Genomic DNA, 13,173 nt, shown 5'->3' on the forward strand with positions numbered 1-13,173 from the left:
CGTGAAGACCCGCAGTGCCGTACTCCACACGCAGCCCGGCCGGTACGAGGCCACGGAGGTCGACCTCGACGACCCCCGCGAGGGCGAGCTGCTCGTCAAGATGGCCGCCGTCGGGCTGTGCCACACCGACGACCACGACGTCCCGCCCGGGTCCGCCCCGCCGCTCCGGCTGCCCCTCGCCGGTGGCCACGAGGGCGCCGGTGTCGTCGTCGGCGTCGGCCCCCACACCCCCGGGTGGGCCGAGGGTGACCACGTGGTGCTCAGCTTCGTCGCGGTGTGCGGGAAGTGCCGGATGTGCTCGACCGGCCGGCAGAACCTCTGCGACCTCGGTGCGCGGCTGTTCAGCGGCGCCCGGATCGAGGACCCGACCAGCTTCCGGATGTCCTACCAGGGCAGGCCGGTGGGTCAGGCCTACGGCCTCGCCGCGCTGAGCGAGCACACCGTCGTCGACGCCCGGTCGGCGGTCAAGATCGACCCCGCGCTGCCACTGGACAGGGCCGCGCTCGTCGCCTGCGGCGTCCCCACCGGATGGGGATCGGTCACCAACATGTCCGACGCCCGGAACGGCGACGTGGTCATCGTCATGGGTGTCGGCGGGGTCGGGATCAACAGCGTGCAGGCCGCCCGTGCCATCGGCGCCCGCGCGGTCATCGCCGTCGACCCGGTCGAGTTCAAGCGCAAGTCCGCCCTCGACCTGGGCGCGACGCACACGGCCGAGACCATGGGCGAGGCCACCGAACTCGCCCGGTCCATGACGAACGGCCAGGGCGCCGACGCCGCCATCGTGGCGGTCGACGTCGTCACCGGCGAGCACGTCGCGGAGGCGGTGGCCTCGATCCGCAAGGCGGGCACGGTCGTGCTCACCGGCACCGGGAGCATGCGGCACTCGGGCGGCATCCCGATCAACAACACCATGTTCACGGTCTTCCAGAAGCGGCTGCAGGGGGCGCTGTTCGGCGGCTGCAACCCCCGGTACGACATCCCCAGCCTGCTGGCCCAGTACCAGGCCGGCACCCTCAAGCTCGACGAGCTCGTGACGCGGACCTACTCGCTCGACCAGGTCGCCGAGGGCTTCGACGACATGAAGGCCGGCAGGAACATCCGCGGGCTGGTCCTCTTCGACTGAGCGGCTCGCCGGGGGACCCTGCCGCCCGGGGGTCGACCGCCGGGCGGCAGGACCTCAGGGGACGACCCGGCGCATCAGGACGCGGGGGAAGCCCCCCGCGACGGCGCCGGTGTCCGCGGCCTTGGTGAAACCCGCCTCCTCGAACAGGCTCCGCGTGCCGACGAAGGCCATGGTGAGGTCGACCTTGCGGCCCTGGTTGTCCACCGGGTAGCCCTCGACGGCCGGGGCGCCCTTCGCCGCGGCGTAGTCCACGGCGCCGCGGACGAGCGCGTGCGCGATCCCCTGGCCGCGGTGGCCGGGCCGCACCCGGACGCACCACAGGGACCACACGGGCAGGTCGTCGACGTGCGGGATCTTCCGCGAGCGCTCGAAGGGCAGCTCCGCCCGCGGCGCGACCGCGGCCCACCCGACGACCTCGCCGCCGTCGTACGCGAGCACCCCCGGGGCGACCGGGCGGCCGGTCAGCTCGCGGACGAACTCCCCGCGGGCCGGCCCGACGAGCTCGCGGTTCGTCCGCGAGTCGAGCCGGTGGCTGAGGCACCAGCAGACGTTCGAGTCCGGGTTCCTCGGGCCGAGGATCGTCGCGACGTCGTCGAACCGTTCCCTCGTCGCCGGTGCGACCTCGATGGCCATCCGGCCACGCTAGATCCGACGGCGGCGCCCGGCCATGCCCGCGCTCCCCGGGCCTCGCGGCCACCGGCTCGAGCGTGTGCGCTGACGGCGCATCCCACGGACCGCGATGCGCCCTCCGCGCACACCGTCGACGCGCGGGCCCACCCTCCGCTCACCGCGCCGGCTGCACGCCCGCCAGGAAGCGCGCGACGACGGCCGTCCACCGCTCGCGCGCCTCGTCGTTCGCCTCGAGGGTCGGCACGCCGACCTGGGTGGCCACCAGCGACGCCGTCCCGTTCTCCTTCGGCTCGCTGGTGACGACGACCGACGAGCCGTCCACGGCCCTCGTCCGCCAGGTGAGGCGCCGGTCGGTGCCGCTGACCTTGACGTCCCCGCCGGCGAGGACCTCCTGCACGGCCGCGTCTCCGTCGGCGAAGGCCCGCCAGCGCTCCATGAGCTCTGCCATGCCGAGGGTCGTCGCCCGGCTGACGCTGCACTGGAAGGTGCCGTCGGAGCGCTGGCCGGGGATCCGCCGGCCGATGTGCTGCTCGTAGGCCACCGTCACCGACTGCGCCCACCAGCCGCGCCGCCCGAAGGACTCACCGAGCTCCTCGTAGACCTGCAGCGCGATCTGCCCGTGGTCGAGGTCCTCCGCGCCGATGCCGTCCAGGAAGTGGAGCCACTCGTCCCACGTCCGCTTGGTCGCCCGCTCGACCGGCCCGATGCGGGGGTTCGTCGCCACGTCGAGGATCTTGCTGGGGACCGACGCGGCACGTCGAGGGTGCCGGCCGCCCGCTCGGCGGAGGGATGCCGCGCCGACTGGGCTCACGCGGACCAGAAGGCGTCGTACTCCTCGGCGTCCGTGTGGCCCTCCCACACCTCGACCAGCCGCCCGTCGCGCACGTGGCCGATCAGCGCGAGCCGGGCGTCCAGCGAGCGCCCGGCCCGCTCGCCGTGCTCGACGTGCAGGCCGACGACGTGCTCGTCCCCGGCCACGACGTCGTGCAGCTCCGAGCGGAACGTGCCATCGGTCAGGGACGCGAGTCGGCCGAAGAGGGCCAGCACCGCGTCGATGCCCTCGTAGTCCCCCGAGAGGGCGTTGCGTCCCGGCACGTGCCAGACGACGTCGGGATCGACCAGCCGGCGGATGCTCTCCACGTCGCCCGCGGCCGAGGCCGCGTAGAGGTCCCGCATCATGCTCTCGTTCCGGTGCGGCACGACGTCCTCCTACCGGTGGCCGGCTTCGGTCGAGCGCTCCGATGGTTCTCCTCCGGACCAGGCCGGACAAGCCCCGCCGGCGCCCGGGGCGGGGGCGGGCCCCGGACCGGTGCCGCCCGTCGAGGAACGCCGTGCGGCCTCCTCGCCGGACCCTCAGTCCGTGTCCTCCGCGTCGGCCGGGGCGCCGCCGAAGCCGATCTCGTTGCCGTCGGGGTCGCGGTAGGTGACCTTGCGGACGCCGTTCCCGTACGTCTCCCGCGACGCGGGCTCGACGCCGCGGGCGCGCATGGTCGTGACCCGGGCGTCGAGGTCGTCGACGAAGAGGGTGACCCTCGCGTGCCCGGCGTGCCCCGGCTCGAGCTCGGTGTAGACGTACCGGTGCTCGGCGACCTCCCACACGGCCTCGACGTCGTTGGGGAGGAAGGCGGGCCCCGAGCCGAACAGGCGCCCGTACCAGTCCAGCGCGCGCTCGCGGTCGCTGACGGGGATCCCCGCGAAGAGGTCGACGGTCATGGCAGGACGCTAGCGAGCCCAGCCGACACGCGAGGCCCCGCCGGACGTCGACCTGCGGCTGTCCGGCAGCAGGGGACGACCGCAGGTCGACGAGCGGCGCGGTCAGGCGGGCTCGGACACGGACCCGACCCTGCCGGGCACCCGTCCGCCGCGCACCCCGGAGGCAGGATGGCGGCATGCCGCGGCTGCTCGTCGTCCACCACACGCCCTCGCCGAACCTGCAGGCGGTGCTGGAGGCGGTCCGCGAGGGCGTCGCGATGGTCGAGGAGGTCGACCTCGAGGTCCGCCCGGCGCTGTCGGCCGGCCCCGCCGACCTGCTCGCCGCCGACGGCGTCCTGCTCGGCACCCCGGCCAACATCGGCTACATGAGCGGGGCGCTCAAGCACTTCTTCGACACCGTCTACTACCCCTGCCTCGACGCCACCGTGGGCCTGCCGTTCGGCGTCTACGTGCACGGCGGCGACGACACCGCCGGCGCGCTGAAGGCCATCGGCACCGTCACCGGCGCGCTGCGGTGGAAGCAGGTGGCCGCCCCGCTGAGCCTCACCGGGGCGCCCACGGCGGAGGACCTGGAGGCGGCGCGGGAGCTCGCCGCGACGGTCGCGGTGAGCCTGTAGTCGCGGACGGTCATAGCCTGCCGGGGTGAGCACCCGACTCGTCGTCATCGGAGGCGACGCCGCCGGCGGCAGCGCGGCGTCGCAGGCCAAGAAGCGGCGGCCCGACCTCGACGTCGTCATGTTCGAGCGCGGCCGCGCGACCTCCTACTCCGCCTGCGGCATCCCCTACTGGATCTCCGGCACCGTGGACAGCGAGAACGACCTGGTCGCCCGCACGCCCGAGCAGCACCGCGCGGCCGGCCTCGACGTCCGCATGCGCACCGAGGTCGTCGGCATCGACACCGACAAGGGCGTCGTCCACTGGCACGACCTCGACGCCGGCACCGAGGGCACCGAGCCCTACGACCAGCTCGTGTACGCCACCGGCAGCGTCCCCATGCGCCCGCCCGTGGAGGGCATCGACGCCCAGGGCGTCTACGGCGTCCAGGTCCTCGACGACGGCGTCGCGCTGCGCACCGAGCTCGACGGCGGGCGCGTGCGGAGGGTCGTCGTCATCGGTGGCGGCTACATCGGCCTGGAGATCGCCGAGGCCTGCCGCGTCCGCGGGCTCGACGTCACCGTCGTGGACAAGTCGCCGCAGCCGGTGGGCACCTTCGACCCCGACGTCGGCCGGTACATCGCCGCAGCCGTCCGCGCCGAGGGCATCGAGCTGGTCCTCTCCGACGGCGTCGCGGGCATCGACGTCGGCCCCGACGGGCGGGCCCGCGCGGTGGTCACCGAGAGCGGCCGCGAGCTGCCCGCCGACCTCGTCGTCCTCGGCCTGGGCGTGCGGCCGAACGTGCGGCTGGCGCAGGAGGCCGGCATCCCGCTCGGCACCTCCGGCGGGATCGCCGTCGACCAGCGGATGCGCACGCAGGTGCCCGGCGTCTGGTCGGCCGGCGACTGCGTCGAGTCGGTGCACCGGCTGTCCAAGCAGCGGGTGGTGGTCGCGCTCGGCACGCACGCGAACAAGCAGGGCCGGGTGGCCGGGATCAACATCGGCGGCGGCTACGCCACCTTCCCCGGCGTCATCGGGACGGCGATCACCAAGATCTGCTCGACCGAGGCCGCCCGCACGGGGCTGTCGGAGGCCGAGGCCGACGCGGCCGGGTACTCCTTCGTCGCCGCCGCGGTCGACTCCACCACCAAGGCCGGCTACTTCCCGGGCGCCAGCCCCATCCGCGTCAAGATGATCGCCGAGCGGCGCAGCGGCCGGCTGCTCGGTGCCCAGGTGGTCGGGCAGGAGGGCGCGGCCAAGCGGATCGACGCGCTGGCCATCTGCATCTGGAACGAGATGACCGTGGACGAGGTCCTCTCCCTCGACCTGTCCTACGCCCCGCCGTTCGCGCCGGTGTGGGACCCGGTGCTCATCGCCGCTCGCAAGGCGTTCGAGGCGGTGGAGGCCGACCCCCGGTGACGCCGGCCGGAACGGGCGCGGTCCCCTTGACCGCCCCACACCGACAGCGCATCGTCCGGGCCCCGGGTGGGCTCCGGGCCCACCCCTGTCCGGGGGAGGGCGACCGTGCCGCACTTGGTCCTGGAGTTCGAGTACCACGCCGACCTCGAGCCGCATCCGGTCGGGCCGGGTCCCTTCGGGAACCGCGCGGAGGCGACGATCACCGGCGGCGAAGTCCGGGGTGACCGGCTCGAGGGCCGGTTCGTCGGCGCGGGCGCCGACTGGCTGCTGGTGGGCCCGGACGGCTTCGGTCGCATCGACGTCCGGGCTCTCATCCAGACGGTGGACGGAGCGTACGTCTACGTCCAGTACCCGGGCCTGATGGAGCTGACCCCGGCCGTCCTCGCCGTCATGGGCGGCGGCGGGTCCCCGTCGGAGTTCGGGGCCCAGTACTTCGTCACCACTCCGCGCCTGGAGACCGGTGACGAGCGCTACGCCTGGGTGAACCAGACCGTGTTCGTCGCCGAGGGACGCATCGTGCCGGGGCCGGCCGTGGAGTACCGGGTCTACCGCGTGGCCTCGGGTGACCCGGCCTCCTGACCGGGGAGCGCGGCCCCCATCTGTTGGACGACGCGCCGCAGCACCGGCTCGGGCGTGGCCAGGTTGAGCCGCACCGCGCCCCGGCCGGCGGCGCCGCACCGGGCGCCGTCCACCACCGCCACCCCGGCCTCGCGCAGCAGGTGGTCGCCGGGGTCCGGCACGTCGAACCCCTCCAGCCAGGCGAGGTAGGTGCCCTCCGGCGGCCGGTACCGGATGCCGGGCAGGTGCTCGCGGACGAGGTCGGCGAGCAGCCGGCGGTGGTGGTCCAGGACGCCGAGCGCCTCGTCGAGCCACCCGAGCCCCTCGGTGTAGGCGGCGACGTTCGCGACGGCGCCCAGCGTGGAGGCGCCGTGCTCGGCCTCGTGCCCGACCTCGGCCCACAGCTGCGCGTCGGCGTCGTTGCTGAGCACGAGCTGCGCGCACTTGAGGCCGGGCAGGTCCCACGCCTTGGACGCGCTGGTGGCGGTGAGCGTGTGGCCGGCGGTGGTCTCGCCGAGGGAGGCGTAGGGGACGTGCCGGTGACCCGGGAAGACCAGCGGGGCGTGGATCTCGTCGGAGAACACCCGCCCGCCGTGCCGGTCGACCACCTCGGCTATCGCCAGCATCTCCGCGGGCTCGAGCACCCGGCCGACCGGGTTGTGCGGGTTGCACAGCACCAGCAGCTGCCCGCCGGCGCGGAAGGCGGCGTCGAGCGCGTCGAGGTCGTAGACGTGGCGGTCGCCGTCGCGGGCCATCGGCACCTCGAGCACCTGCCGGCCCAGGGCCGGCGGCACCTCGAGGAACGGCATGTAGGCCGGGGTCGGGAGGACCACCGGCGACCCCGGCCCGGACAGGTGGGTGATCGCCGCGGACAGGCCGGCGAGGACGTCGGCCAGCGGCCGGATCCGCTCCGCCGGCACCTCCCACCCGTGCCGGCCGCGCAGGAAGCCGGCCGTGGCCCCCGCCAGGTCGTCGGCGAGCCAGTCGGGCAGGTAGCCGAACAGCCCGCGGTCCACGGCGGCGTGCAGGGCCCGGGTCACCGCGGGTGCGGTGCCGAGGTCCATCTCGGCCACCCAGGCACCGAGCGCGCCGGGGTACCGCGTCCACTTGAGCGAGCCCTGCGCGCGGAGGGCGGCGACCGCGGCGTCGGCGTCGGTCACCGGGGGGACCAGCCGAGCAGCGGGCCGAGGCGCTCGGCGGTGTCGGTGAGGATCTGCGTGTAGTCGGCCTCGGCGAAGCTGAACGGCAGCGCGAACACCACCTCGGTCACCTCGCGGAAGCCGGCGTGCGCGTACAGCGCCTCGGCGATCTGCTCGGAGGACCCGAGCAGGTCGGGCGCGAACAGCAGCCCCGCCGGTCCCTGCGGGCTGCGGGTGCGCGGGGTGCGCGCCTCGACGTAGGCGGCGTAGCGCTCCCGCTGGTCCGGCGTCGCGCTGTCGGTGGGGATGACGACCAGGCCCTGCGACGCCCGCCCGGCCGGGTGGGCCTCGCGGAAGGCCCGCACCTGCGCGGCCTGGATCTGCGCGAAGTCTGTCGAGCCGTTCTCGGCCTTCACCACGCTGCTGGTCAGGAAGTGCGTGCCCGCGTCACCGGCCCACTCCGCCGAGCGGGTGCTGCCGCCGCCGTACCAGACCCGGTCGCGCAGGCCGGGGGAGTGCGGTTGCACCCGGTCCGACCACTCCTCGACGACGCCCTCGCGCCCGGCGAACGACGTCGCGGGCTCGCCGGCGACCAGGCGCAGCAGCCGCTCCACCCGCGCGTAGGAGAAGTCCTCGGCGTCGGCGGTGTCGGGGTAGAGCGCGCCCTTGACGTCGTCCCAGTGCATCGGCGGGCCCACGCTGACACCGGGGTTGAGCCGTCCGCCGGAGAGGACGTCGACGGTGGCGAGGTCCTCGGCCAGCCGCAGCGGGTTCTCCCAGCCCAGTGGCGTCACCGCGGTGCCCAGCTCGATCCGCGAGGTGCGCTGGGTCAGTGCCGCGAGGACGGCGACGGGGGAGGAGATGCCGTACTGCAGGTGCCGGTGGCGCAGCCACGCGCTGTCGAAGCCCAGCCGCTCGCCGAGCTCCACGGTCCGCAGGGTGGTCTCGTGGTCGGTCGCGGGGTCGGCGGGGTCGAACAGGCCGATGGTCAGGAAGCCGAGCCGCTCGAGCGGGACACCGGGGGCGGGCATGCGCCGATCCTGCCCGCCCCGGCCGGTCGCCACCCGGCGGGCCCGTCGGCGCGGGACACCCGCGGCCGGCACCGCTCACCGGGCGCAGGCGGGCGGCGGGGTCCACCCTGTGTCCACCGGCCCACCGGCGGGCCGTCTCCCCGCACCGGCGTCGTTGCGGGACCGCCGGCGGGGGTGGCCGTTCCCTGCGGAGGCATCGTGTCCGTCCCCTCGTCGCGCCGGTCCGCCGCGGTGGTCGTGCTGCTCGCCGTCCTGCTGGCCCTCGCCGGGCCGGCCTCGGCGACGCCCCGGCACGCCTCCCCACCGGGATCCGGTGCCGCCGACGCCGGCCTGCTCGTCATCGGCCACCGCGGCGCCTCGGGCCACCGGCCCGAGCACACGCTGGCCGCCTACGAGCTCGCCGCCCGCATGGGCGCGGACCACGTCGAGTGCGACGTCGTCAGCACCTCCGACGGCGTCCTCGTCTGCCGGCACGAGAACGACGTCTCCGGCACCACCGACGTCGCCGACCGCCCCGAGTTCGCCGACCGGCGCACCACGAAGGTGATCGACGGCGTGGAGCTGACCGGCTGGTTCACCGAGGACTTCACCCTCGAGGAGCTGCGGACGCTGCGCGCGGTCGAGCGGCTGCCCGACGTCCGCGAGGAGAACACCCTCTACGACGGGCTCTACGCGGTGCCCACGCTCGAGGAGTACCTGGACCTGCGTGCCGACCTGAGCCGGGAGCTGCGCCGCGAGGTCGGCGCCTACATCGAGACCAAGCACCCGACCTACTTCGACTCGATCGGGCTCTCGCTCGAGGAGCCGCTGCTCGCGGCGCTGGCCGCGGCGGGCCTGGACCGGCGGGACTCGCCGGTGTTCCTCCAGTCCTTCGAGACGGCGAACCTGCGCGAGCTGGACGCGGCCGGCGTCCGGGTGCCGCTGGTGCAGCTGCTGTCGGCCAGCGGCGCCCCGGCCGACCTGGTCGCCGCCGGCGACCCGCGGACCTACGCCGACCTGTCCACCGCCGCGGGCCTGGCGGAGATCGCCACGTACGCCGACGGCGTCGGCCCGGAGAAGAACCAGGTGATCCCGCGGGACGCCGACGGGGCCCTCGGGGAGCCCACGTCGTTCGTGGACGACGCGCACGCCGTCGACCTGCTCGTGCACCCGTACACGTTCCGCAACGAGAACACCTTCCTGCCCGCCGACCTGCGCGAGGGGGCGGCGCCCGACGACCACGGCCGGGCCCTGGAGGAGCAGCTGCTGTTCTGGGCGACCGGCATCGACGGGATGTTCACCGACGACCCCGACACCGGCGTGGTGTCCCGGCAGCTGTTCGAGGACGGCGTGGTGCTCCCCGACGCCGCCTGAGCGCTCACCGCTGCCGCGGCAGCCGGCCCATCAGGTGGAACTCCGGGTTGGGCGGGATCGCCGCGAAGTGGGCCAGCCGGTTGGACAGCGCGAAGAACGCGGTGATCGCGCCGACGTCCCACACGTCGTCCTCGGTGAGGCCGTGCGCGCGCAGGCGGTCGAGGTCGCCGGCGGTCACCGCGGCGGGGTCGGTGGCCAGCCGGACGGCGACGTCGAGGACGGTGTGCATCCGGTCGTCGAGCGGGGCCTTGCGCCAGTCGACGGCGACCAGGTCGGCCAGGTACGGGTCGCGGGTGCGGATGCGCGCGATGGCCCCGTGCGCGACGACGCAGTAGGCGCAGTCGTTGGCCGCGCTGGTGGCGACCACGATCAGCTCCCGCTCGCCCGTCGACAGGCCCGGGGTGTCCTTGTCCATCAGCGCGTCGTGCATGGCGAGGAAGGCGCGCTCCTCGGCCGGCCGCCACGACAGCGCGGCGAACACGTTCGGCAGGAAGCCCGACTTCTCCTCGACCTCGGCGTGGCGCTCGGCGAGGTCGGGCGGGAGGTCGGCGGCGTCCGCGACGGGGAAGCGGCTGATGGGCCCGGGCGTGGGTTCGGCGGTCACCCCTGCAGCGTGCACCGCGCCGGGCGTGTACGCCCAGGCCGCGGCCCGCGTCCCGGAACGCCGCGTCGGCGCACGCCCTCCGGGGAGGGTCGGGTCAGTCCGCGAGGACGACGCGGTCGCGGCCCTCGCGCTTGGCCCGGTAGAGCCGGGCGTCGGCCCGGCCCAGCAGCTGCGCCGCCGTCCGGTCCGGGACGTCGGCGGTGCTCGCCGCGCCGATGCTGACGGTCACCGGCAGGTCCCCGGTGAGCGGGGCCCACGCGTGGCCGGCGACGGCGCCGCGCACGCCCTCGAGGTGGCGGGCCGCGGTCTCGGCGTCGACGCCGGTGAGGACGACCAGGAACTCCTCGCCGCCCATCCGCGCGACCAGCGAGCCGGTGCCCGGCGCCGCCTGCTCCTGCAGCAGCCCGGCGACGGCGCGCAGCACCTCGTCGCCGACGGCGTGCGAGCAGGTGTCGTTGACCCGCTTGAAGTGGTCGAGGTCGAGCAGCGCCACCCACACCTGCGCGCCGTCGGCCAGCATCCGCGGCAGCTCGTCGTCGACGTGCCGCCGGTTGTGCAGGCCGGTGAGCGGGTCGCGCAGGGACAGTTCGCGCCAGCGGCGGCTCTGCCGGCGCGCCTCGGTCGTCTCGTAGATGGCCTGCATCGCGCGGGCGCGGGACTCCCGCTGCGCCGACTGCTGCTCCACGAGCTCGGCGCAGTAGCGCTTGTGCTCCTCGAACGCGGCGCGGTGGTCGCCGGCGGCGGCGTGCAGTTCGGCCTGCTCGGCGCGGGCCCGCACCCGGATGGAGGTCAGCCCGTGCTCCACGCAGCGGCGGACGCACTCGTCGAGGGTCGCCTGTGCGGCGTCGACCGCGCCCCGGCGACGCTGCACCTCGGCGAGGGTGAGCAGGAAGTCCGCGCCGGCGTCGCCGTCGTGGGAGCTGCCGAGCACCTCCGGCGCCAGGCCGGGGGTCAGCGCCGCCTCGGCCTCGTCGAGCCGGTCCAGGCCCATGAGGGCGCGGGCGACGGTGTCGAGCCGGCCCACGTCGAGGGGGATCCCCTGCGCGGAGGCCAGGTCCTGCAGCCGGGTGCTGAAGTGCAGGGCGTCGGCGAACCGGCCGGCGAGGGTGTCGGTGTAGGCGCGGTTGTTGAGGATCCGCAGCTGCCGGTCGACGTCGCCGAGGTCCTCGGCCAGCCGCAGGACGGTGGCGTACCGCTCGGGCGCGGCCGGGTCGCGGGACAGGCCGAGGACGTCGGCCAGCCGGACCAGGTGGTCGACCCGCAGGGCCGGGAGGGTGTCGTCGTCGAGCAGGTCGACGCTCTGGACGGCGTGCTCCAGCGCGCCGGCGAGGTCGCCGAGCTCCTGGAACACCGCGGTGAGGACGAAGGAGCTGCGGGCGATCAGGTGCCGGGAGCGGGCCTCGGTGGCCCAGCGGTGCACGTCCTGGGCGATCCGGCCCGCCTCGGCCACCGCGCCGCGCCGGCGCATCAGGTCGGCGGCGGCGAGCAGCGCCCGCTGCTCGAGGTCGGGGCGGCCCAGCTCGCGGGCGGCGGCCGCGGCGTCCTCGGCGCGCGCGGCGGCCGGCTCGGAGTCGAAGCGTGAGAGCGTCTCCAGCTCGTCGAGCGACGTGAGCAGGACCGCGAGCGGGTCCGGCGGTCGCCCGGCGGCCCCCGGTGCGACGCCGTTGCCCGGGCGGACGGCGAGACTGGTCACGAGCCCCCATCGGCAGGCGCAGGACCCGGCGACAGGCCGGGCGCGGGAGACCCACCCGGTCGGGTGAGTCCGTTCAGGGTGAGGGAGACGCCGTCGGCGAGCCGGTAGGGCGCGCTGAGGACGAGGCCACCGGCCACCCGCCGCAGCCGGGACACCTCGGCCCGGGCGGTGACGACGTGCGCGTCGTCGCCGAACAGGCCCCGGCTCAGCGCCGCGGCGCCCAGGCCAGCCGGACCGGCGCGGGCGACGAGGACGAGCACCTCGGCCTGACGCCGCGTCAGCGCCGCCTGCCAGGACGCCGCACCGCCGTCCACCCGCAGCACCGGGGTGCCGGTGAGGTCCAGCTCGGCGCGCACCGGCTCGCGCCGCCCGCGCGGGCGGACCAGCCAGCCCTCCGCGAACCGCTCGGGCGTGCACAGCCCCAGCCCGGCCACCGTCATGACGCGGCCGGCGTGGGGCACGCCCACGCGGGGGCCGGCCGCGACGCCCGAGCGGTGCGCCACCCAGCCGTCGTCGTCGACCAGCAACAGCGGCCCGCGGACGGTGGCCAGGAGCGGGTCGGCGGTGCGCCGCAGCCGTTCCAGCCGCTCCTCGTGCCGCCGCCACAGCCGTGACTCGGCCAGCCGCACCGACGTGTCGACGAGCGCCCCGATGGCCGGGTGCAGGGTCAGCGCCGGGCCGCTGACGTCGACGACGCCGAGCAGCTCCCCGGTGACCGGCGAGTGGATCGGGGCGGCGCTGCAGTACCAGGGGTGCTGGGCGGCCTCGAAGTGCTCGGCGGAGAACAGCTGCACCGGCGCCGCCTCGGCCAGCGCCGTCCCGATGGCGTTGGTGCCCACGGCCGCCTCGGTCCAGGTCGCCCCCTCGGCGAAGCCGAGCGTGTCGGCGCGCAGCCGGGTGCCGGCCGACCCCTCGCGCCACAGCACGACGCCGTCGGCATCGGTGACCACGACGAGGAAGTGCGAGGCGTCGGCGACGCTGCCGAGCACCTGGCGCAGCTCGTCGACGACCAGCGACAGGGCCGACCGCCGGCGCCGGGCCTCGACCGCCTCCAGCGGCAGCGGGTCGCGCGCCCGCGGCCGGTCGGGGTCCATCCCGAGGCGCAGCACCCGCGACCAGGACCGCTCGACCACCCGCCGCGGCGGAACCGGCGGTGGGGTCCCGGCGATCACCGCGTCGTGCACCCGCGACAGCACGCGGGCGTGCCGGGAGAGGTCCGTCCCGGGCGCCACCGCCGACCAGCCGGCCACGCGCACCTCCCGCCGTGCAATCCGCTGCAACGCTGCCGGACGGCCCCGGCGCGCGCTGTGCTG

General features: G+C 75.5%; 14 protein-coding genes. 5 read left to right on the forward strand and 9 right to left on the reverse strand.

Features of this window, described 5'->3' with window-relative positions; translation table 11 throughout:
- Position 1: 1 nt before the first annotated feature.
- Positions 2-1,126 (forward strand): NDMA-dependent alcohol dehydrogenase, encoded by a 1,125-nt coding sequence (locus HLV61_RS09720; RefSeq protein ID WP_369254747.1) that lies wholly within the window; start codon positions 2-4, stop codon positions 1,124-1,126.
- Positions 1,127-1,180: 54 nt separating this feature from the next.
- On the opposite strand, the gene HLV61_RS09725 is transcribed toward HLV61_RS09720, so the two are convergent.
- From HLV61_RS09725 to HLV61_RS09740, 4 genes are all read right to left on the reverse strand, one after another.
- Complete coding sequence (locus tag HLV61_RS09725) at positions 1,181-1,759, reverse strand: GNAT family N-acetyltransferase (protein ID WP_369254749.1); 579 nt, start codon at positions 1,757-1,759, stop codon at positions 1,181-1,183.
- Between the two features lie 151 nt (positions 1,760-1,910).
- Entirely contained in the window at positions 1,911-2,480 is a 570-nt protein-coding gene (locus HLV61_RS09730) for a hypothetical protein (protein WP_369254751.1), read from the reverse strand.
- 83 nt (positions 2,481-2,563) lie between these two features.
- A complete protein-coding gene (locus HLV61_RS09735) occupies positions 2,564-2,956 on the reverse strand; it encodes a nuclear transport factor 2 family protein (protein WP_369254753.1) in 393 nt (130 codons plus the stop codon).
- Between the two features lie 153 nt (positions 2,957-3,109).
- A complete protein-coding gene (locus tag HLV61_RS09740; protein WP_369254755.1) occupies positions 3,110-3,469 on the reverse strand; it encodes a VOC family protein in 360 nt (119 codons plus the stop codon).
- Between the two features lie 176 nt (positions 3,470-3,645).
- On the opposite strand from HLV61_RS09740, the gene HLV61_RS09745 reads away from it, so the two are divergent.
- The 3 genes from HLV61_RS09745 to HLV61_RS09755 all read left to right on the forward strand — a co-directional run bounded on the left by HLV61_RS09745 (position 3,646) and on the right by HLV61_RS09755 (position 6,061).
- A complete protein-coding gene (locus HLV61_RS09745; RefSeq protein ID WP_369254757.1) occupies positions 3,646-4,086 on the forward strand; it encodes a flavodoxin family protein in 441 nt (146 codons plus the stop codon).
- A gap of 25 nt (positions 4,087-4,111) precedes the next feature.
- A complete protein-coding gene (locus HLV61_RS09750; protein WP_369254759.1) occupies positions 4,112-5,482 on the forward strand; it encodes an FAD-dependent oxidoreductase in 1,371 nt (456 codons plus the stop codon).
- A 105-nt stretch (positions 5,483-5,587) separates the two neighbouring features.
- Complete coding sequence (locus HLV61_RS09755) at positions 5,588-6,061, forward strand: DUF3237 domain-containing protein (RefSeq protein ID WP_369254761.1); 474 nt, start codon at positions 5,588-5,590, stop codon at positions 6,059-6,061.
- On the opposite strand, the gene HLV61_RS09760 is transcribed toward HLV61_RS09755, so the two are convergent.
- Together HLV61_RS09760 and HLV61_RS09765 are read right to left on the reverse strand one after the other, a co-directional pair.
- The gene (locus tag HLV61_RS09760; protein ID WP_369254763.1) at positions 6,028-7,200 is read right to left on the reverse strand and encodes a MalY/PatB family protein; all 1,173 of its coding nucleotides are present in this window, start codon (positions 7,198-7,200) and stop codon (positions 6,028-6,030) included. The two genes, HLV61_RS09755 and HLV61_RS09760, sit on opposite strands and share 34 nt — an antisense overlap.
- Positions 7,197-8,210 carry an LLM class flavin-dependent oxidoreductase gene (locus HLV61_RS09765; protein ID WP_369254765.1) on the reverse strand — a complete coding sequence of 338 codons (1,014 nt, stop codon included), beginning with the start codon at positions 8,208-8,210 and terminating at the stop codon, positions 7,197-7,199. The genes HLV61_RS09760 and HLV61_RS09765 overlap by 4 nt, the downstream gene beginning before the upstream one ends.
- A gap of 198 nt (positions 8,211-8,408) precedes the next feature.
- Between HLV61_RS09765 and HLV61_RS09770 the strand changes: the two genes are divergently transcribed.
- The gene (locus HLV61_RS09770; RefSeq protein WP_369254767.1) at positions 8,409-9,563 is read left to right on the forward strand and encodes a glycerophosphodiester phosphodiesterase; all 1,155 of its coding nucleotides are present in this window, start codon (positions 8,409-8,411) and stop codon (positions 9,561-9,563) included.
- 4 nt (positions 9,564-9,567) lie between these two features.
- Here HLV61_RS09770 and HLV61_RS09775 read toward each other — a convergent pair whose 3' ends face one another.
- The 3 genes from HLV61_RS09775 to HLV61_RS09785 form a co-directional block, all read right to left on the reverse strand.
- Positions 9,568-10,167 (reverse strand): peroxidase-related enzyme, encoded by a 600-nt coding sequence (locus HLV61_RS09775; RefSeq protein WP_369254769.1) that lies wholly within the window; start codon positions 10,165-10,167, stop codon positions 9,568-9,570.
- Between the two features lie 94 nt (positions 10,168-10,261).
- Entirely contained in the window at positions 10,262-11,860 is a 1,599-nt protein-coding gene (locus HLV61_RS09780; protein WP_369254771.1) for a tetratricopeptide repeat-containing diguanylate cyclase, read from the reverse strand.
- Entirely contained in the window at positions 11,857-13,110 is a 1,254-nt protein-coding gene (locus HLV61_RS09785; protein WP_369254773.1) for a GAF domain-containing protein, read from the reverse strand. Before HLV61_RS09785 ends, HLV61_RS09780 begins: the two co-directional genes overlap by 4 nt.
- Positions 13,111-13,173: the final 63 nt, after the last annotated feature.

It is taken from the genome of Geodermatophilus amargosae (assembly GCF_041028265.1).
GTDB classification, from domain to species: Bacteria; Actinomycetota; Actinomycetes; order Mycobacteriales; family Geodermatophilaceae; genus Geodermatophilus; species Geodermatophilus amargosae_A.